This is a genomic window from Rhizobium sp. 01T417 (assembly GCF_056398905.1).
Genome location: NZ_JBFTQH010000017.1, coordinates 80,783 through 98,565, shown reverse-complemented (window position 1 = coordinate 98,565; position 17,783 = coordinate 80,783). Strand labels below are relative to the sequence as shown.

The following is a 17,783-nucleotide window of genomic DNA, read 5'->3' as shown; positions in this document are numbered from 1 at the left end:
ATCGCCACCGACTCTTTTCATCAGCCGCGGCCGCGATAGGTTGCGACACCCTGGTCGGGCAGCCACACGCCCTCCGGCGGCTTGCCGGTCTGCCAGAAGACGTCGATCGGAATACCACCGCGCGGATACCAGTAGGCGCCAATTCGAAGCCACTTCGGGTCGAGCAATTCGACAAGCCGCTTGGCGATATAGACCGAGCAATCCTCGTGGAATGCACCATGGTTGCGGAAAGCATGCAGGAAGAGCTTCAGCGACTTCGATTCCACCAGCCATTCGTTCGGGATGTAATCGATCACGATGTGGGCGAAATCGGGCTGGCCCGTCATCGGGCAGAGCGACGTGAATTCCGGTGCTGTGAAGCGGACGACATAGTCGGTGCCGGCATGACTCGACGGCACCTTCTCAAGAACCGCCTCTTCGGGTGATTTCGGAGATTCCGTCTGGCTACCCAGCATGGACAGGTTGGATACGTCTGTTGTGGGCATTCAAGCCTCCTTGATGACTTTGACGCGGATGCCATGAGCCTTTTCGCCCTCCGGCTCCACGTGAATGGCGATGCTGGAGCCCCGATGCGCTGCACGGATGGCATCTTCAAGGCGATCGCAGATATCGTGCGCCTGCCTTACAGACATGGCTGCCGGCACGACAAGATGAAAATCGACAAAGGTGACCGCGCCCGCGCGGCGCGTCTTCAGATCGTGCACGCCGATCGAGCCGGCGGCATGGGTGGCAATCGCCTGCTTGATCGCCTCCTCCTCCTCGGATGTGACAGCCTGATCCATCAGGCCACCGATCGAATTCGAGATCACCTTCCAGCCCTGATAAAGAATGTTGACGGCAACCAGAATGGCAAGCACAGGGTCGAAGATTGCATAGCCGGTGGCCAGCGCCAGAAGCAGGCCGATAAGAACGCCGACCGAAGTGAAGACGTCAGACATGATATGCTGGCCATCCGCCGTCAGCGCTGCCGAGCGATACTTGTGCCCGGTCCTGATCAGGATCTGCGCCCAGACGGCATTGATCAGGCCGGCGACGAAGTTGATCGCAAGACCGAGCGCCGGCGCATCCAGCATCTGGGGATCGAAGAGATGCCCAATCGCCTCGTTGACGATCAAGAGCGCCGCCACGACGATCAACGCGCCCTCGGTTACGGCCGAAAGATATTCCGCTTTATGATGACCGAACGGATGATCGTGGTCGGCCGGTTTCTGCGCATAGCGGATGACGAAGAAGGCGATGAAGGCGGCAACGACGTTGACCGTCGATTCCAGCCCGTCCGACAGCAATGCCACCGAACCGGTTATCCACCATGCAAGCATCTTCAGGCCCATCACGCCGAACGACATCGGGATGCCCCAGAGCGCCAACCGCCGAACCGTAAGATTGCCCTTCTCGTCCATCTTCATCCCCTGCGCAGACATCGGTGCGGATGCGAATGAATTGCAGAAACCAACCTATCCAAACGCAAAACCGCCCGCGCGAAAATCGCACAGGCGGCCAATGGGGTTCATATGGGCGAAGCCGTACCGTTTGTCAAAGGTCAAGGTCACAAAACCAAGCCCCTTACCAGACGCTCGGCTTCGAAAAGCGCCTGGAGCTGAACCTTAGGGTCGTCAAGCGTCGAGACTGACCGACGCTCGACGCCGTCTCATCATCCGGCCGGACAGGCGGCTCCCGTGTCGACCCAGGCCTTGATCAACTCACCGAACTCCGCCTGGGTGCCCGGCGCGGGCTCGCGGCCCTCCCCGGGGTTCCAGCCCCAGCCGACGAGGCTGTCATGGGACATGTGCTCGACGATCTTGCTCAGATCCCTGCCGCCGTTGCGTGCCGGGTCCTTGAGCTGCTGACAGATTTCGCCGAGCGACTTGCCCACCCACGCCATTTCGATCGGCGCCAGATGCCAGGCCGGATTGCCGGGAATGCTCTTCAACGTCGGCGATTGCCCCACGACAGTGGCATTGACCGCGCCGTGACAGGTATTGCACATCATGCCGGGCACACCCATTCCGCCATCGCCGCGGGTCACCGGCGGCTGATGCGGATGCATCGCCATCGTCTGCAGCGGCCTGTCGCCCGCCGGATGGCAGTTCAGACATCGGGGATGCTCGATCACTTTGCTTGCCTCTTCGAAGAGAGCGACCGAGCGCGCCTTCTGATCGGCGATCGACGAAAAGGATGCCGCGGGCTTGAGTGTCGACATGTCGGACGCGGGCGCCGTCTGCGCCAGCGCCATGAACGAGGCGGGCAAAGCCGCAAGAAGGGAGAGGCCGCCTGCTGCGCAGGCGAGTGCTAGTCTGCTTTTCATCTCCGCCTCCCTCAGCTCGTCGCCACGGCAACGATCGGAAGGCTGCGAACCGGCGCACCGGTCAGTCGCCGCCAGGCATTCGCCGTCGCGGGTCCGACGGGCGGTACGCCTGGCTCCCCGACACCCGTAGGCGGCGCATCGGATTTGATAACGGCGACCTCGACATCCGGCATCTCATTGATCCGGATCGACCGATAGTCGTGGAAGTTCGACTGCATGATCGCGCCGCCCTCCCCAAGCGTCACGGCATCGAACAGCACCGCGCCGAGACCATAGCCGATGCCGCCTTCCATTTGTGCCTTGATGACGTTCGGGTTGATCGCCACGCCGCAATCGACCGCACACCAGACCTTGTGGACACGAGGCACGCCATCGGTCCCAGCCGAGACTTCGACCACCTGGCCGACATAGGTGTTGAAGCTCTTGACCACTGCCACGCCGCGCTCTCTGCCTTCGGGGACCTTCCCTCCCCAATCGGCAAGCTCGGCGGCCTTGTTCAACACGCCCGCGTAACGCGGGTCCTCCTTCAACTGCTGGAGCCGCCCCAGAACCGGATCCTTGCCAGCCATCTGGAACAGTTCGTCGAGGAAAGTCTCGACCGCAAATCCGGTATGCGTATGCCCGACCGACCGCCACCACAGCGGCGGGATCGACAGGTTCACATTATGCGACACCACTCGCAGGTTCGGCACGTCGTAGGGCAGGTCCGAGGCCCCTTCGACCGAAGTGCTGTCGAGATCCGCCTTGGCCAAGATCGATTGGCCGACGATCGCCTGATCCCAGGCGACGATGCGGCCATCCGCATCGATGGCGCCGCGCATCTTGTGAAGATACATCGGGCGGTAATAGCCGCCGCGAATATCGTCCTCGCGCGTCCACATGTGCTTGACCGGACGCGACTGGTCGGTCGCCGCAAAGACTGCCGCCGCCTCCTGCATATAGGGCGAACCAAACTGCGCCTTGCGCCCGAAGCTGCCGCCGGTGATCTGGGTATTCAGCCGGACCTTCGACGGGTCAAGCCCGACGATCTTCGCCGCCGTCGCCTTGTCCATTCCGGGAAACTGCGCACCATTATAGACGTCGAGACTTCCATCCGCCGCCTTGATGAAGACCGCGTCGAGAGGCTCCATCGGGGCATGGGCAAGGAACGGAAAGACGATCTGGGCCTCCAGTATCTTCAGATTTGCATCGCCGAAGGCTTTTTCGACGTCGCCTTTCTCAGATGCCACGATGCCCTTTTCGCTCAGCGCCTTGGCGTAGTCGGCAGAGAGTTGGTTGCTGGAGCGCGTTTCCGCCTTCGACAGATCCCACTCGACCTTCAGCACTGACCGGCCCTTCAGTGCGGCAAAGGTATTGTCGGCATAGACGGCAACTCCCTGCGGCAGCTGCTTGACATCGACCACGCCTTTTACCTTGCGGGCTTCACTGTCGTCGAAGGATTTGACCGCAGCTCCGAAATGATCCGGGTGAGCCACCACCGCGACAAGAAGATTGTCGGGCACGATGTCCAGCGTATAGATCGCCTGGCCATTGGTCTTGGAGAACGTGTCGAGTTTCGGCAATTCCTGACCGATAAGCGTGAAGTTCGCGGGGTCCTTGAGATTGACGTTAGACGGCGGCTTGATGCCCGCGGCTTGCGTTGCCAGCGCACCGAAGCCGCTCTCCTTGCCCGAACCGGCATGCTTGACGCGGCCCTTTTCGACCGTGATTTCGCTAGCCGGCACGTTCCATTCATCGGCGGCTGCCGCAACCAGCATGGCCCGTGCCGTTGCGCCCGCCTTGCGGAACTGCTCGTAGGAATTGGCGATGGATGACGAACCGCCGGTGCCCTGCAGGCCAAAGGCGAGGTTGGCATAGACCTTGTCGTCGGCGGGCGAATGCACGGCGCGCATCTGCCCCCAATCGGCATCCAACTCCTCGGCCACCAGCGTCGCGAGGCCAGTGAACGGCCCCTGCCCGAACTCGATATGCTTGGAAAGGATCGTCACCATATCGTCGGTGCCGATCCTGACGAAGGTGTTCAGCGTCACCAGCGAATCCGGGCCACCGGCCTGCACACCGCTTTCGGCGGCGAAGGCGGATACCTTCGGCATCAGCGCAAAGCCGATCACCAATCCACCCGTGCCGGCAAGAAAGGCGCGGCGCGTTGCTGAAATTTCCTGGATCGTCATGGCTCAACCCTCCATCGAAGCAGCGGCGTTGTGAATGGCCGCGCGTATCCGGTGGTAGGTGGCGCATCGACAGATATTCCCGGCCATGGCACCGTCGATATCCTCGTCGGTCGGCTTGGGAATGTTCTGCAGCAACGAGACGGCCGACATGATCTGGCCCGACTGACAGTAGCCGCATTGCGGCACGTCGATCGCGATCCAGGCGGTTTTCACAGCCTCCGCTTCCTTGCCTTCGACCCCTTCGATCGTAATGATCTCGGAGCCCTCAGCTGTCGAAATCGGGGTAATGCAGGAGCGACGCGTAAAGCCGTCAATGTGCACAGTGCAGGCGCCGCATTGGGCGACGCCGCAACCGTATTTCGTGCCTGTCAACCTTTCGAAATCGCGGATAACCCATAGCAGCGGCGTATCCGGATCGCCGTCAAAAGTTCTTTTCTGTCCATTGAGCGTGAACGTAACCATGGTCGAGCCTCGGGATTGGCTGGACCCATTGCGGCCCCAGCGAGCGTCGCAGCATTTTTCACACGGGTAAGCTAGGGCGATTGGAACGCCGCGACCACGGCCCTCCGATAAAGGTTGCGTTACTGGAGGTCCGGCCTACAGACCGCCGCACGTAGCTAAGCCGGCGTTCAATTGCGCGGTCCTGTAGCCAACAATCTTGGGGCTGCGTGCGCACAAGTGCTATGCCGGCGACCACTGCTCATTCCGGATGGCGTCAGAAATTCTCCGCCGGGTCAACGATACCTGTACTACCGCCTTCAGCAGCGATGCTGACGGATTGCGGCCAGCGGAGGAGCGCCGCTTCGCCCACTGCCGTCAGGGCATAGACGCCCTTGTCTCGCCGTTCGAACCAACCGTAGACATTGCCGAGCAGGATCTTCCCCGCGTCCGGCGCCAGCGTCTTCATGTCGCGCGGTCGCACCAAACCCTGCTGGAGTGCTGCAGCGCAGATCAGCGCACGCTGGCGATAGGCCGTCATGACAGGCGCACGCGTACTGCCGCCGACGGCGGGATCGCCGCGCCGGCGCTGATGTTCCCTGACCAGCCGCGACCGGCGTTTCGGATTTGTGCGCGGCATCGGCGAAACCGAGCTGACGATGACACTGACGTCGCCGCCGTCGGACACGCCGAGCATGCCGATCCCGAGGCGGCGGCAAAGATCGCGGTAGCGCTTGTCAGCCTCGCGCCCGCGTCCCTTGGCGGACACGCGGGCAGCGATCCACACCTCGTCGCTCATGGCGGCGCGATCGACCGCCTGCAGGACGAGCTCGAGGTTGAAGCTGAGCTTCAACTCGCACACCACCACGACAGGCGGCTCGCCCTCGGTCAAGCCGACGAGATCGCATCCGCCGATCTCGCCTTTGACGACATAGCCTGCCGCCTCCAGAAAGCCTTTGACCGGCAGATAGAGCGAGGTTTCCATCGAGAGCCGCGCCGCCGTCAGGCCGCCTTGGTCTTTGCCTTGCGTGACAGATGGGCGACGACGTTCTCGATCATCCGCATGCCGGCATCGCCGCCAAGCGTCATGATCGATTCCGGGTGGAACTGCACCGCCGCGATCGGCTCCTTGGTGTGCTCGATACCCATGATCGTGCCGTCTTCGCTTTCCGCCGTGATCATGAATTCACGCGGCAGAGTCGATGGATCGGCGAAAATCGAGTGATAGCGGCCCACCGTCACTTCCTTGCCAAGGCCGGAGAAAACCAAGCCAGGTTCAAGAATGCGGATACGCGACGGCTTGCCATGCATCGGCACTGCCAGATGGCGAAGCTCGCCGCCATAGGCTTCCGCCAATGCCTGCAGGCCGAGGCAGACGCCGAAGATCGGCAGGTTGCGCGCCCGCGCCTTCTTGATCGTCGCCTTGCAATCGAAGTCCTTCGGATTGCCGGGCCCCGGCGACAGCACGACGAGATCAGGATCCAGCCGGTCGAAGATTTCCTCCGGCACCGGTGTGCGCACGGTGGAGACCGTCGCCCCTGTCTGGCGGAAATAATTCGCCAACGTGTGCACGAAACTGTCTTCGTGGTCGACGAGCAGGATCTTGACGCCCTTGCCGACGACGGCAACGTCGCGGCTGACCTTGCCGGAGTTGCCGGCCTTGGCATCGCGGATGGCGGAAAGCATGGCGGAGGCCTTCAGTTCGGTTTCGGCTTCTTCTTCGTGCGGATCGGAATCGTTGAGCAAGGTCGCCCCTGCCCGGACTTCGGCGATGCCGTCCTTGATGCGCACGGTGCGCAGCGTCAGGCCAGTGTTCATGTCGCCGTTGAAGCCAACCATGCCGATCGCGCCGCCATACCAGGCGCGCGGGCTCTTCTCATGGCTTTCGATGAAGCGCATGGCCCAGAGTTTCGGCGCGCCGGTCACCGTCACGGCCCAGGCGTGGCTGAGGAAGCCGTCGAAGGCATCCATGTCGTCGCGAAGTCGGCCCTCGATGTGGTCGACGGTGTGGATGAGACGCGAATACATCTCGATCTGGCGGCGACCGATGACCTTGACCGAACCTGGCTCGCAGACGCGTGACTTGTCGTTGCGGTCGACGTCCGAGCACATCGTCAACTCGGACTCGTCCTTCTTGGAATTCAAGAGCTTCAGGATCTGCTCGCTGTCGGCGATCGGATCATCCCCGCGTTTGATCGTGCCCGAGATCGGGCAGGTTTCGATGCGGCGGCCCGACACTCGCACGAACATCTCAGGCGAAGCACCGACGAGATATTCCTGGTTGCCGAGATTGATGAAGAAGGAATAGGGCGACGGGTTGATCGCCTTCAGCCGCTTGGAAATGTCGGACGGCTTGCTGTCGCAGCGTTCCATGAATTTCTGGCCGGGAACCACTTCGAAGAGGTCGCCCTTGCGGAAGCTTTCCTTCGCCTTGACGACAAGATCGGCGTATTCGCTGGGGCGATGATCGCTCTTCGGTGGGATGGCATCCGTGCGCTGGAAGGGTTCGGCAGGAATGTCGCCCGCCTTGCCCTCGGTGGAAAGCCCGCCCTTTTCGAAATCGTAGCGGTCGATCCAGGCTTTGGCCGAGTAGTTGTCGACGACGAGGATCTCATCCGGCAGGTAGAGCACCATGTCGCGCTGGTCGGCCGGGCGCGTCAGCTTCAGATTGATCGCATCGAACTGGAAGGCAAGATCGTAGCCGAAGGCGCCATAGAGGCCGAGGCTCGCATCCGCCTTCGAATAGAAGAGATCGGTGACGGCGCGCAGCACCGTAAAGACGGTGGGGATCTTCGAGCGTTCTTCCTCGGTAAAGGCGCGCTCCGGCGTCTTCACCGTTAGGTCGAGACGGCGTGCCGAGGACGCACCGAGCACGAGGTCGGAAATTGTCTTCAAGCGCTCGGCGACAAAGGCGAGGATTACCGCACCACGCTCGTTGTAGGCTTCGATCCAAACCTGGCGGCCATTGCAGGAAATACCGAGCGGCGGATCGACGACGGCGGTGTCCCAACGTGTGTAACGGCCCGGATATTCGTAATTCGACGAGAAGACGGCACCGCGGCGCTCGTCGAGCTTGTCGATATAGGAGGAGACCGCATCGGCGTAAGGAATCGCGCGCCGCTGCCGGGTAACGGTGATACCGCCCCGGGTCTCGTAAATTTCCGCTCCGTCATCACGAAGGATCGTTACCATTGTTCCACTCCGTTATCAGGCCCGGATGACAGGCAGCCTTAAAAACAAAAAAGCCGCCTGGCGTTTTCCGGGCGGCTCATCGTCGTCTTTGGACACGATTGGTCGAGGCCGCCTCAGCGAGCCCACCACCAAACTGCAATGTTCAAGGACGTGTTCATGGGCGAAATTGTTAGCGTGAGATCGGACCAAGCGCAAGAGCCGAAATCCGGGAATAAAAAGGGCGGCACAACGGCCGCCCTTCCCTCGCGTTAGAACCGCTGTACGAGCGAGATCTTGAACACCCGGCCAGGCTCCGAATAGAAGTCCAGCGGTTGCGCCGTATTGCTATTGCTTGGGACCGTCGTGTTGTTGAGGTCCTTAAGCGCAACGGCGTTGTAGTAGGTCTTATCGAACAGGTTGTAGATGCCGCCCTGGATCCGCAGCCCCTTGGTCTGTTCCGGCTCCCACCAGGCCGTCAGATCGACAACGCCATAGCCAGGTGCGTCGAAGGTCCTGGTGTTGCCGTCACTGCGCATGCCGGCGGAGGTGACAAGCGACAGGTCCGTGCCCCAGGTTTCGCGCTGATAGCCGGCGCCGACAATTGCCTTGAGCGGCGCGACCGAGCGCAGATACTCGTTCGTGTCGGTGTCCTTGCCGTAGGCATAAGCAAGCGAGCCGTGGAGGTTGATGCCGTTGTCGAAGAGCTTATGTGCCTCCAATTCGACGCCCGATATCTGGACGCGATTTCGATTGAAATAGCTGGTCAGGCCCGCCGGATAGAGCGGATTGGCGAAGCTGGTCTCACTGTCGATGAAGTTCCGGTAGAGATTGTGGAACGCCGTGACGCGACCGCCCGTATCGCTATCACCGAAGTTCGCGCCGATCTCGAAACCGTTCGCCGTTTCCGGCTTCAGGTCGGGATTGCCGACGGTAGCGTAACCGAAGGCAGGGTTGGAGAAATCAAGATAGAGTTCATTGATGGTCGGCGCACGGAAGGCCATTGACCATTGCGCAAAGAGTTCGACTGCGGGCGCGACCTGATAAGTTGCAAGCAGCTTCGGCGAGAAGCGCGAACCGTCGCTTCCATCAGGCAGGCCGTTGGCCGCAAAGCCCGGATTGTCTTCAAAGGCGGCCGTCTGCTTCGGGTCGTAGTCGTACCAGTCAAAGCGCAAACCGGGCGTGAGGGCAAAGCCGCTATTGCCGAAGGAGATCTTGTCATCGACGAAGAGGCCAAGGCGTGCTCCATCGACATCAGGAATATCAGCCTGGTCGGCATGAAGATTCGGGCATGAAAAGGCCTTCGCGGTAGCGCTGGCAGTTCCGAGAATGCAAGCGTCGAGGCCGTCGATGAAGGATGTCGCGTTGAAGAGCGAGACATCCCCGCCAATATTGACCTCGTGCTCAAATGTGCCCGTCGCAAAGCGGGACGTGAGGTTACCCGTCAAACCATAGTCGTTTTCCTGAATCTGGTTGTTGCGCAGCCAGGGGCCGGCGACGGTGCCGACGCGGGTACCCTCGGCACCTGCCTCACGGGTCAGACGCTGCCAGTAAAGGCTCATCCGTGCCGCATCAAAGGTCGAGTCAGCACTGGGCGCCTCGAACTGGTAATCCAACGAAACGCGTTCACGCCGATTGTCTTCCGTACCGTCATAGTCGCCGATCTTGTAGACTCGGGAAGAGCCGGTTGTTGCGCCCTGAAGGGTTTTCAGATCGGTCGTCGTATCGCGGCTGAAGCGTTCGGCGGTGATCCCAACCATGTGGCCGCCTTCCAGCTGCTGCCGCAGCTTGAAGAGCAGGTTGTTCTGGTCGTAGTCCGCCGGATTGGCCTCCGTGCGGGTCGGTCCGATGGTATCGACCTTGCCGTTGTTCTCGATCTCATGCCCCTTTCGATACGAGCCCTGGAACAGGACAGAGGTGTTGTTGATCTTCTTTGCAACAGCCAGAGAACCGCCAGCGCTGCGGTCGGTACCGTCATAGTCGAACTTGGTAACGCCGCCCCAATCACGGCCGGGCTCGATCAGATCCTCCGGCTCCAATGTGCGGAGGACAAATGCACCGGCGAGCGCGCCCGAACCGGCGCGGCTGGAGTCCGCACCGCGTACGACATCCAGCGTCGAAAGCGATTGGAAGTCGAAGGTATTCATGCCGCCGTCGGCGTTGGTGGTGTCCGTGATCGGGTTGGCGGCACGCGCAGCGTTCGACAGGAACGGGATCGGAACGCCATCCACCATCGTCGTAATGCGGGGACCACCAAGGCCGCGCAGGAAGGCACCGCCCTGCTTCGGCACATAGGTTACGCCCGGATCCACCGTGCGGCCAAAATCCGCAAGGTTGTTGACGTTCTTCTTGAGGATCGTTTCCTGCGTCGTCTGCGAGGCGAGCGGCGTGTCGGCAACGCTGCCGGGCTTAGCTGCAACGCGCTTGCCCTTGACCACGATCGGCTGCAGCACCGTGCTGTCGCCGGCAGACGCGGCGGGCTTCTCCGTCGTCTGTGCTAGTGAAATGGATGTAAGGCCGAGCGTGACGAATGCCGTGCAAGCCAAAAGAACCGAGCGCGAGTGCCGGACGATCATGAAAACAACCCCTTGAGAGAAATGTCACCGGGCTGGCTGGTCGTGGCGCGGTTGCGCTTTCGATGGGCTGGCTAGGCTTTCAGGCGAAGATTTCTCGCCTTCTTTTCGCCGCATAAAAAACATGACTATAATTGTCAATATATCATACCCGCGATATCTTGATTTAATAAGTCATATTTACACCGCAGCAATCAACGTTGCGAAATTGCAACGAAAACCGCATCCGCACGTTCTCTCCCGGGGCGAACGTACAAGGGTGGATGTGTGAAGAAGATCATCGTGATACTGGCGGCGCTGAGCTGCATTGGCCTCCTGACCAACGCAGGCCTGCCGGAGAAAGGCCCTCGACCTGAAATCCGTCCGGGTAAACCAATTACAGCAGAACCCACGCCAGGACTTCCCCCAAAGCCCGAACCAAAACCGGAAAGGCCCGATACCGAAACGCCGCCGGTCACTCAGCCGCCTTCCGGCTCTTCTCCTCCGTTGGAAAAGCAGGGGCCGAAGCTCCCCTCCCAGCAGACGCTCGAGGAGCAACACCTGACAATCGCCCCCGAGAGCGATGCGGAACATTCTGAATGTGTGAAGGAGCTTCAGGCCCTTGGCGTCGTCTTCAAGGACATCTCGCGCATCGATGATGGCAACGGTTGCGGCATCGACAAGCCCATCAAGGTCACCGAGGTCCTTCCGGGCATCAAGATAAAACCGGATGCCGTCTTCCGATGCCCCGTGGCTCTCGGCCTCGCCCGCTGGATGAAGGAGAGTGTCATCCCGGCCGCCCGCGTTGCCGCGCCGGATCAGGGGAGCATAGTCGGCATCAACCAGGCATCATCCTACATCTGTCGCCTGCGCAATGGTGCCGAGACCGGCAAGGTGTCCGAGCATGCCCGCGGCAACGCGATCGACATCGCAAGTTTCAGCTTCGAAAAAGGGAAGGATATCGCCGTGCAGCCTCGCCGCGAGGATTCGACTCTGATCGGTGCCTTCCAGCGCACAGTCAGTTCCGCAGGCTGCCTCTTCTTCACGACAGTGCTGGATCCGGAAAGCGATGCAGCACACGAAACCCACTTCCACCTCGATGTCTTGGAACGCAAGGGCGGATATCGCTACTGTCATTAGCAAGCTTCGCCAATGTCCCTTATCGCGGCTCTCGGCCATCCGTCGACGTCAACTCACTTGTCCGAACGCCGCGTACAGACATAAGGCTTCTTGATGCAGGCTATCTTAGGCGTGGAGCAATTGGCCTCGGCGTCGACCACGGTACAGATCGAACATTGATCGTTGAACTCCACGCAGTCGGGATTGCCCTTCATGAAGTCGGCCATGCTTTGTTCGGTAGCAACCGACTCACCGGTCGCAGCGCTGCTTGCCATCACAGAAACAACTGCAGCCACGCCAAAAACGCAGCTTCGCCAATAGGCCGACATTATCGGTTCCAAATTGATAGGCTGGGACAATAAGCTCTCCCCGTCCTTAATCGAAGATTAGAACAACCCTTCGATATACCCTTGATCGTTCAAGTAAATCCGCTCCGCCGACGGCGATCTCGGCAGGCCGGGCATGGTCATGATCTCGCCTGTGATGGCGACAACGAAGCCCGCGCCCGCCGATAGGCGAACTTCACGGACCGGCACGATATGCCCTTCCGGCGCACCCCGCAGGTTCGGATCGGTTGAGAAGGAGTACTGCGTCTTGGCCATGCAGACCGGCAGGTGTCCATAACCCTGCTCTTCCCAGGCAAGCAATTGGTCCCTCACCGCCTTATCAGCGGTCACCTCTCCTGCGTGATAAATCTTCGAAGCGACGATCTCGATCTTCTCGAACAGGGAGACATCGTCGGGATAAAGCGGCTCGAATCTCGACTGTCCCGATTCCGCGAGCTCGACCACCTTGTAGGCAAGCTCCTCGATACCGGCAGAGCCCTCGGCCCAGTGCCGGCAGAGGATCGCTTCAGCCCCGAGGCGCGAGACATACTCCTTCACCTCAGCGATTTCCGCATCGGTGTCCGAGATAAAATGATTGATGGCAACGACAACCGGAACGCCGAACTTGCGAACGTTGGCGACATGGCGCCCGAGATTGGAGCAGCCCTTTCTCAGCGCAGCGACATTCTCCGTTCCGAGATCTTCCTTCTTTACACCGCCGTTCATCTTGAGCGCACGCACCGTCGCAACGATGACGGCGGCATCCGGCTCCAGTCCCGCCTTGCGGCACTTGATATCGAAGAATTTCTCGGCTCCGAGATCCGCGCCGAAGCCCGCCTCGGTCACGACATAGTCGCCAAGCTTCAACGCCGTTTTCGTCGCAATCACCGAGTTGCAGCCGTGGGCAATGTTGGCGAAGGGGCCGCCATGGACGAAGGCCGGATTGTTTTCCAGCGTCTGGACGAGGTTCGGCTGCATGGCGTCCTTCAGAAGAACCGCCATAGCCCCATCGGCCTTCAGGTCGCGGGCGTAGACGGCCGACTTGTCGCGACGGTAGCCGATGATGATGTTGCCGAGGCGTTCTTCCAGATCCTCGAGGTCCTTGGCGAGGCAAAGAATGGCCATCACCTCGGAAGCGACCGTGATGTCGAAGCCGTTCTGCCGGGGAAAGCCGTTGGCCACACCACCCAGCGAAGAGACCATCTCGCGCAGCGCCCGATCGTTCATATCCATGACGCGCCGCCACGTGACGCGCCTGAGGTCGATATCCTGTTCGTTGCCCCAATAGATGTGATTGTCGACCATCGCTGCGAGCAAATTGTGGGCCGACGTGATCGCATGGAAATCACCGGTGAAATGCAGGTTGATGTCTTCCATCGGAATGACCTGGGCATAGCCGCCGCCCGCCGCCCCGCCCTTCACTCCGAAGCATGGCCCAAGCGAGGCCTCGCGGATGCAGACGATCGCCTTCTTGCCGATCCGGTTCAGCCCGTCGCCGAGACCGACGGTCGTTGTCGTCTTGCCCTCGCCTGCCGGGGTCGGATTGATTGCCGTGACGAGGATCAGCTTGCCGTCGGGCCTGTCTGCCTGCGCGGCAATGAATTGCGCGCTGAGCTTAGCCTTGTCATGCCCATAAGGCGCCAATTGCTCGGCCGGAATACCGAGCTTTGCACCGATCTCGAAGATCGGTCTCTTGTTCGCCGCGCGCGCGATCTCGATGTCGGACTTGTGTGCTGCCATCCCCGTTCCCCGGTTTTCTGCGCTCGATAGGCGCGCCCATATTGTTTCAACGGGATAGCGAAATATGCCGAGACTGTGAATAGCGCGCTGGTTGCCCAACGCTCATCCAAGCCGCTATCTGTCAGGCATTGATTCTAACATTGCGAGGACCGGACATGAAATCACTCGAACTGATTGTCGAGCGCATCATCCTTTCGAGCCGTTGGATACTCGTCGCCTTCTATCTCGGTCTCGCTCTTGCGCTCGCCGTGTACGCCGTGTCCTTCGGTTACAAATTCCTTAAGGTGGCGGGCGGCGTGTTTGTCCTCAACGAGGGGGAAATGATTCTGGCCATGCTCGGCCTGATTGACGCAGCCCTGGTCGCGAGCCTCATCGTCATGGTGATGATCTCCGGGTACGAGAACTTCGTCAGCCGCTTTGACGAGAGCGAAGAGGACGTCTCGTTCATTGGCAAGCTCGACGCCGGCAGCCTCAAGGTCAAGGTGGCCTCGTCGATCGTGGCAATTTCATCGATTCACCTCCTCCAGGTCTTCTTGAATGCCGAACAATACACCGACAGCAAGATCATGTGGCTGACGGCAATGCATCTTGCGTTCGTCGTCTCCGCGGTGATGCTCGGTTTCCTCGAGCAGCTGACAAAAAAGGCCAAGGGTGAAGGACAAGATCTGATCGCCAAGTGATTCGAAGACGCTTTGCGCTATTCTCCGGCGAACCCGTGTGCTTTCCTGCGGCGTAGAAGAGGAACTCGATTGTGCCTGAAGTTGCGTTTTTGGAAAACAATAACGCAACCATGGGACGATCCGCTGTGGTTAAAGTAATACATTTGAAATTAATCGCTGCGCGCCTCCCCGTTTCGCACTAGCAAATATATCAGTTTGCATATTCTATGGCGCTGATATGAAGGTAAGCAGGGACGCATCGATGTCTTACATGACTACCTTGGAAAGACAGTTGTCCCTGGCCACAGAGATTTCAGCTGTCAATACCAGGGCCGAATTCGCGCAAGTTCTTGTAAAGGTAGCCCGCGCCTACGGCTTCCGGCATATCACGCTGTTGCTCGCGCCCGCTCCTGAAAGCGTCCTCCTCAAGGCCCTGGTCATCGAAACAACACTTCCGTCCGCATACTTCAATCAGTTCGACCGCGCCCGCATCATGCGTTTTCCCATGCTGGCAATGGGCATGAGCGAGTCGGCCCTGCCGCGCTCATGGAGCCTTCTGGACAGTTCCTCCGCAGAAATTTTCCCCAATGAGTTGAGCAAACTTCTGCATCACTTCGGCATACCGACAGGCGTTGCGGTGCCCGCCTACACTCGCGACGGCGAGCGCATCCTGTTTTGGCTGGCCGGCGACCGCCCACTGCTCGCGCAGACCGAGCTCAACGAACTCACCATTGCGATCCTCCATCTGCTCGACGCGTATCATCGCACGCAGCATTCGAAGCTTCCGGAACACACGCCCCTTTCCGCTCGCGAACGCGAGGTCGTCCGGTGGACGGCGCAGGGAAAAACGTCGATCGAGATCGGCCAGATCCTCTCGCTATCCGACCACACAGTGAATGCCTACATGACGAGCGCCATCAAGAAGCTCGACTGTGTGAACCGGACGCAGCTTGTCGCCAAGGCGATCCGTATGAAGCTGATCAACTAAGCAAGCGCTCAGCGATCGAGCACGGAGCGGACCTCGACGAGGTTCGACCGGACGCGGAGAATATAGAAGCCCATCGTTGCCAGATGGCTCGGCATAAGCCAGCCGTCTTCCCGGCCGTTAGAAATGATTGCCGGCTGGATCTTCAGTGCCGCCTGGAACTGTCTCATTGTTGCGCCAAAGATGGCGCCCAGATTGCGCTCCGCGATAACTTGAGAAAAGTCTGACTGTGCAGCCGCCAGGATGGCGTAATAAGCGTAAAGCTGACCATAGGCGAACCAGAAGCGATCGTCTGCACGTGTATCGAACCAGCCCCGATGATGGTTCTGCGAGCGGTCCGCGAGCACGTCGGAGGTACTGCCGAGATCGTTGGCGATGCGGTCGATGAACTGGATCAGGTTATCCGCCCGCCCATCGAAGATGGCGTTGCAGGCGGCGAGGTCGGTATTGAACTTGCGCAGGCTGTCGAGCGCCGAGCGATAATAGCTCGGCGTCGGTGTCTTCGGTCCGAACGGATCAAGGCCGAAGTACCAGCTGTACTCGTCGAATTGCAGGTTGCCGCGCGCCTTCTGCAGATCGTTATTGATCCCTGACGTCCCGCGGACGCGCCCGAGCGTATCGACGAGTTCGACCGAGGTGCGGCGAACCGCCTGGTTTACGCCCCGCTGGAACGACGCCTTGTTGTCGAGAAACGGCGTGTGATCCCAGTCGATGCCGAAGAAGCCGAGACGGTAGAGAAGCATGGAGGAGATCCACGCATTCTGGTTGACGTTGAAATCGGTCAGGTCGGCTGCGACATCGACGATCGCCGACCGCTGGCAAGTCTTGGCTGCCGCTCCGTCTGTTGACGGCAGCTCCTGGCCGGCAGGAACCTTGCGCTCGGAAAGTCTGTACTCATTCACGAAGGAGGGATTGAAGTTAGACCAGACCTGCGTCTGCCAAATGAAATAGCAATAGAGGACAGCAAGAAGCGCGATCAGACCAAGGATCGGCAAGCGGATCATCCAAGTCCGCTGAACGTACCAGCCGCGGGCAGCGATGAATGGCCAGAAAGCCCAGGCAAAGAAAACCCGCGCCCAGCGTCCGATTGTTCGGCCGATCAGCCTGAAAAAACCGGCGATCCGGTCGAGCATCGTCTTCTCCTTGATAAGCTTGGTCTGCGCACTGACATATGCGCTCGCTCCAGGAAGAACAATATCGTGCTGATATTATTGTTTCTTCGGCCAGAAGCCAGGACGCAGAAAACGGAAGCGCAGTCGCCTGGAGATTTCCGTCGTATCGATGATCGGCACTGAGAAGCCCTCCTCCGGCTCCTGCCGGAAAGCTTCGAACTTGCTCGCGAAGACGGCGTCGGCGGCCCGCTTGCGCTGCTCCAATTCCTGTGGCGCCAGCATGTTGCGCTCAAACAATTCAATCGGACCGGCGATGGCGGGAAAGAGCTCCGCTGAAATCTGAACCTTCGATCCCGGGATGTCGGTGTCGACTTGCGCCTGATAGATCAGCAGCCGCTCTTCGGTGTCTATCAACATCTTGCGCCTGAGGGCGTTGCACTGGCCCACCTGGCTATTCAGCGCATCGACGAAAACCTGGAAGAGATTGATGAAGCGTTCGCGGCGCTGGCTCTCCTCGCGCATTCCGTGTTCCTCATCGGCAACACGGTCGGCCTCCGCTTTCAGCGAGCGCCGCTCTTGTTCCATAAGCTCCCATTCGGCTCTGCTTCCGTATAGGCCGATCCTGCCCTGCGTCGTCAGTGCCTTGGCGTTCAATTCCCGGATGCGAAGGCGGGCGATGTCGATCTTGTCGACAAGCCGACGGCGCTGCTCGACGATGCCGATCAGCCCATGCTCACCCAGCTTGTGAAAGTCGATCGCAATCGTGCGGTAGATCGCGATGACACCTGCCGTGGCTTCGGACTTCACCAGCAGGTCGCGAAGCCGCTCCACGACAGGGGCTGCGCGCACGCGCGCGCTGTGGCGACGCCACATCCGCTGGCGCGAAAAACGACCGATGAATCTTTCGCCGGCGGTCAGGCCACGGAAACCATCGAGATCCGCCGAAATCTTGACCGTCAGCGTGTCGAGGACGAAAACGAGCTCAGCAAGAAGATTGGTCAAGCTCGCGCCGTTTGCAACAAACGCCTGGAAGCGGCCATTCTCGACCAGAAACCGTTCGTCATCGACGGCAGCCGCCTGGCGTGCGAACTCGTTGATGAATTCGACGCAGACCTTGGCTTCAAGACGCAATTGCTCCACGAGCGCTCGCGCGGCTTCGAGCTGGGTATCGAAGGAGAAGGGCTTGCGCACCGGGCGGCTCCATGAAT

General features: G+C 60.1%; 15 protein-coding genes. 3 read left to right on the top strand and 12 right to left on the bottom strand.

Annotated elements, in window-relative coordinates; all coding sequences use genetic code 11:
- Window positions 1-20: 20 nt before the first annotated feature.
- The 8 genes from queF to AC1DPR_RS17995 form a co-directional block, all read right to left on the bottom strand.
- Window positions 21-485, bottom strand: a complete 465-nt coding sequence (gene queF, locus AC1DPR_RS18030; RefSeq protein WP_018857585.1) for a preQ(1) synthase — start codon at window positions 483-485, stop codon at window positions 21-23.
- A complete protein-coding gene (gene emfA / locus AC1DPR_RS18025; protein ID WP_192305274.1) occupies window positions 486-1,400 on the bottom strand; it encodes a CDF family cation efflux transporter EmfA in 915 nt (304 codons plus the stop codon).
- A gap of 251 nt (window positions 1,401-1,651) precedes the next feature.
- Window positions 1,652-2,305 carry an Isoquinoline 1-oxidoreductase subunit gene (locus AC1DPR_RS18020; protein WP_192305276.1) on the bottom strand — a complete coding sequence of 218 codons (654 nt, stop codon included), beginning with the start codon at window positions 2,303-2,305 and terminating at the stop codon, window positions 1,652-1,654.
- An 11-nt stretch (window positions 2,306-2,316) separates the two neighbouring features.
- Window positions 2,317-4,476 carry a xanthine dehydrogenase family protein molybdopterin-binding subunit gene (locus tag AC1DPR_RS18015; RefSeq protein ID WP_477816821.1) on the bottom strand — a complete coding sequence of 720 codons (2,160 nt, stop codon included), beginning with the start codon at window positions 4,474-4,476 and terminating at the stop codon, window positions 2,317-2,319.
- A 3-nt stretch (window positions 4,477-4,479) separates the two neighbouring features.
- Entirely contained in the window at window positions 4,480-4,938 is a 459-nt protein-coding gene (locus tag AC1DPR_RS18010; RefSeq protein WP_192305278.1) for a (2Fe-2S)-binding protein, read from the bottom strand.
- Window positions 4,939-5,191: 253 nt separating this feature from the next.
- Entirely contained in the window at window positions 5,192-5,899 is a 708-nt protein-coding gene (locus tag AC1DPR_RS18005; RefSeq protein WP_018857580.1) for a DUF2161 domain-containing phosphodiesterase, read from the bottom strand.
- Window positions 5,900-5,916: 17 nt separating this feature from the next.
- Window positions 5,917-8,106, bottom strand: a complete 2,190-nt coding sequence (locus tag AC1DPR_RS18000) for an anthranilate synthase (RefSeq protein WP_477816820.1) — start codon at window positions 8,104-8,106, stop codon at window positions 5,917-5,919.
- Window positions 8,107-8,354: 248 nt separating this feature from the next.
- A complete protein-coding gene (locus AC1DPR_RS17995; RefSeq protein WP_018857578.1) occupies window positions 8,355-10,658 on the bottom strand; it encodes a TonB-dependent hemoglobin/transferrin/lactoferrin family receptor in 2,304 nt (767 codons plus the stop codon).
- Between the two features lie 264 nt (window positions 10,659-10,922).
- On the opposite strand from AC1DPR_RS17995, the gene AC1DPR_RS17990 reads away from it, so the two are divergent.
- Window positions 10,923-11,774: an extensin-like domain-containing protein gene (locus tag AC1DPR_RS17990; RefSeq protein WP_477816819.1), complete on the top strand. Its 852-nt coding sequence runs from the start codon at window positions 10,923-10,925 to the stop codon at window positions 11,772-11,774.
- Between the two features lie 53 nt (window positions 11,775-11,827).
- On the opposite strand, the gene AC1DPR_RS17985 is transcribed toward AC1DPR_RS17990, so the two are convergent.
- Both AC1DPR_RS17985 and AC1DPR_RS17980 read right to left on the bottom strand, forming a co-directional pair.
- Window positions 11,828-12,082, bottom strand: a complete 255-nt coding sequence (locus AC1DPR_RS17985) for a hypothetical protein (RefSeq protein ID WP_192305284.1) — start codon at window positions 12,080-12,082, stop codon at window positions 11,828-11,830.
- A gap of 57 nt (window positions 12,083-12,139) precedes the next feature.
- Window positions 12,140-13,819 carry a formate--tetrahydrofolate ligase gene (locus AC1DPR_RS17980; RefSeq protein WP_192305286.1) on the bottom strand — a complete coding sequence of 560 codons (1,680 nt, stop codon included), beginning with the start codon at window positions 13,817-13,819 and terminating at the stop codon, window positions 12,140-12,142.
- Window positions 13,820-13,974: 155 nt separating this feature from the next.
- Here AC1DPR_RS17980 and AC1DPR_RS17975 point away from each other — a divergent pair, with 155 nt between their 5' ends.
- Together AC1DPR_RS17975 and AC1DPR_RS17970 are read left to right on the top strand one after the other, a co-directional pair.
- A complete protein-coding gene (locus AC1DPR_RS17975) occupies window positions 13,975-14,499 on the top strand; it encodes a TIGR00645 family protein (protein WP_018857574.1) in 525 nt (174 codons plus the stop codon).
- A gap of 241 nt (window positions 14,500-14,740) precedes the next feature.
- Window positions 14,741-15,466, top strand: a complete 726-nt coding sequence (locus AC1DPR_RS17970) for a helix-turn-helix transcriptional regulator (RefSeq protein ID WP_025660418.1) — start codon at window positions 14,741-14,743, stop codon at window positions 15,464-15,466.
- 8 nt (window positions 15,467-15,474) lie between these two features.
- Here AC1DPR_RS17970 and AC1DPR_RS17965 read toward each other — a convergent pair whose 3' ends face one another.
- Entirely contained in the window at window positions 15,475-16,596 is a 1,122-nt protein-coding gene (locus AC1DPR_RS17965; protein WP_062370298.1) for a DUF2333 family protein, read from the bottom strand.
- A gap of 75 nt (window positions 16,597-16,671) precedes the next feature.
- Window positions 16,672-17,766 carry a hypothetical protein gene (locus AC1DPR_RS17960; RefSeq protein ID WP_192305288.1) on the bottom strand — a complete coding sequence of 365 codons (1,095 nt, stop codon included), beginning with the start codon at window positions 17,764-17,766 and terminating at the stop codon, window positions 16,672-16,674.
- Window positions 17,767-17,783: the final 17 nt, after the last annotated feature.

Excerpts from the sequence above, each read along its gene's own strand:
- queF (WP_018857585.1), bottom strand. The coding sequence starts at position 485 with ATGCCCACAACAGACGTATCCAACCTGTCCATGCTGGGTAGCCAGACG.
- emfA (WP_192305274.1), bottom strand. The coding sequence starts at position 1,400 with ATGGACGAGAAGGGCAATCTTACGGTTCGGCGGTTGGCGCTCTGGGGC.
- AC1DPR_RS18020 (WP_192305276.1), bottom strand. The coding sequence starts at position 2,305 with ATGAAAAGCAGACTAGCACTCGCCTGCGCAGCAGGCGGCCTCTCCCTT.
- AC1DPR_RS18015 (WP_477816821.1), bottom strand. The coding sequence starts at position 4,476 with ATGACGATCCAGGAAATTTCAGCAACGCGCCGCGCCTTTCTTGCCGGC.
- AC1DPR_RS18010 (WP_192305278.1), bottom strand. The coding sequence starts at position 4,938 with ATGGTTACGTTCACGCTCAATGGACAGAAAAGAACTTTTGACGGCGAT.
- AC1DPR_RS18005 (WP_018857580.1), bottom strand. The coding sequence starts at position 5,899 with ATGGAAACCTCGCTCTATCTGCCGGTCAAAGGCTTTCTGGAGGCGGCA.
- AC1DPR_RS18000 (WP_477816820.1), bottom strand. The coding sequence starts at position 8,106 with ATGGTAACGATCCTTCGTGATGACGGAGCGGAAATTTACGAGACCCGG.
- AC1DPR_RS17995 (WP_018857578.1), bottom strand. The coding sequence starts at position 10,658 with ATGATCGTCCGGCACTCGCGCTCGGTTCTTTTGGCTTGCACGGCATTC.
- AC1DPR_RS17985 (WP_192305284.1), bottom strand. The coding sequence starts at position 12,082 with ATGTCGGCCTATTGGCGAAGCTGCGTTTTTGGCGTGGCTGCAGTTGTT.
- AC1DPR_RS17980 (WP_192305286.1), bottom strand. The coding sequence starts at position 13,819 with ATGGCAGCACACAAGTCCGACATCGAGATCGCGCGCGCGGCGAACAAG.
- AC1DPR_RS17975 (WP_018857574.1), top strand. The coding sequence starts at position 13,975 with ATGAAATCACTCGAACTGATTGTCGAGCGCATCATCCTTTCGAGCCGT.
- AC1DPR_RS17970 (WP_025660418.1), top strand. The coding sequence starts at position 14,741 with ATGTCTTACATGACTACCTTGGAAAGACAGTTGTCCCTGGCCACAGAG.
- AC1DPR_RS17965 (WP_062370298.1), bottom strand. The coding sequence starts at position 16,596 with ATGCTCGACCGGATCGCCGGTTTTTTCAGGCTGATCGGCCGAACAATC.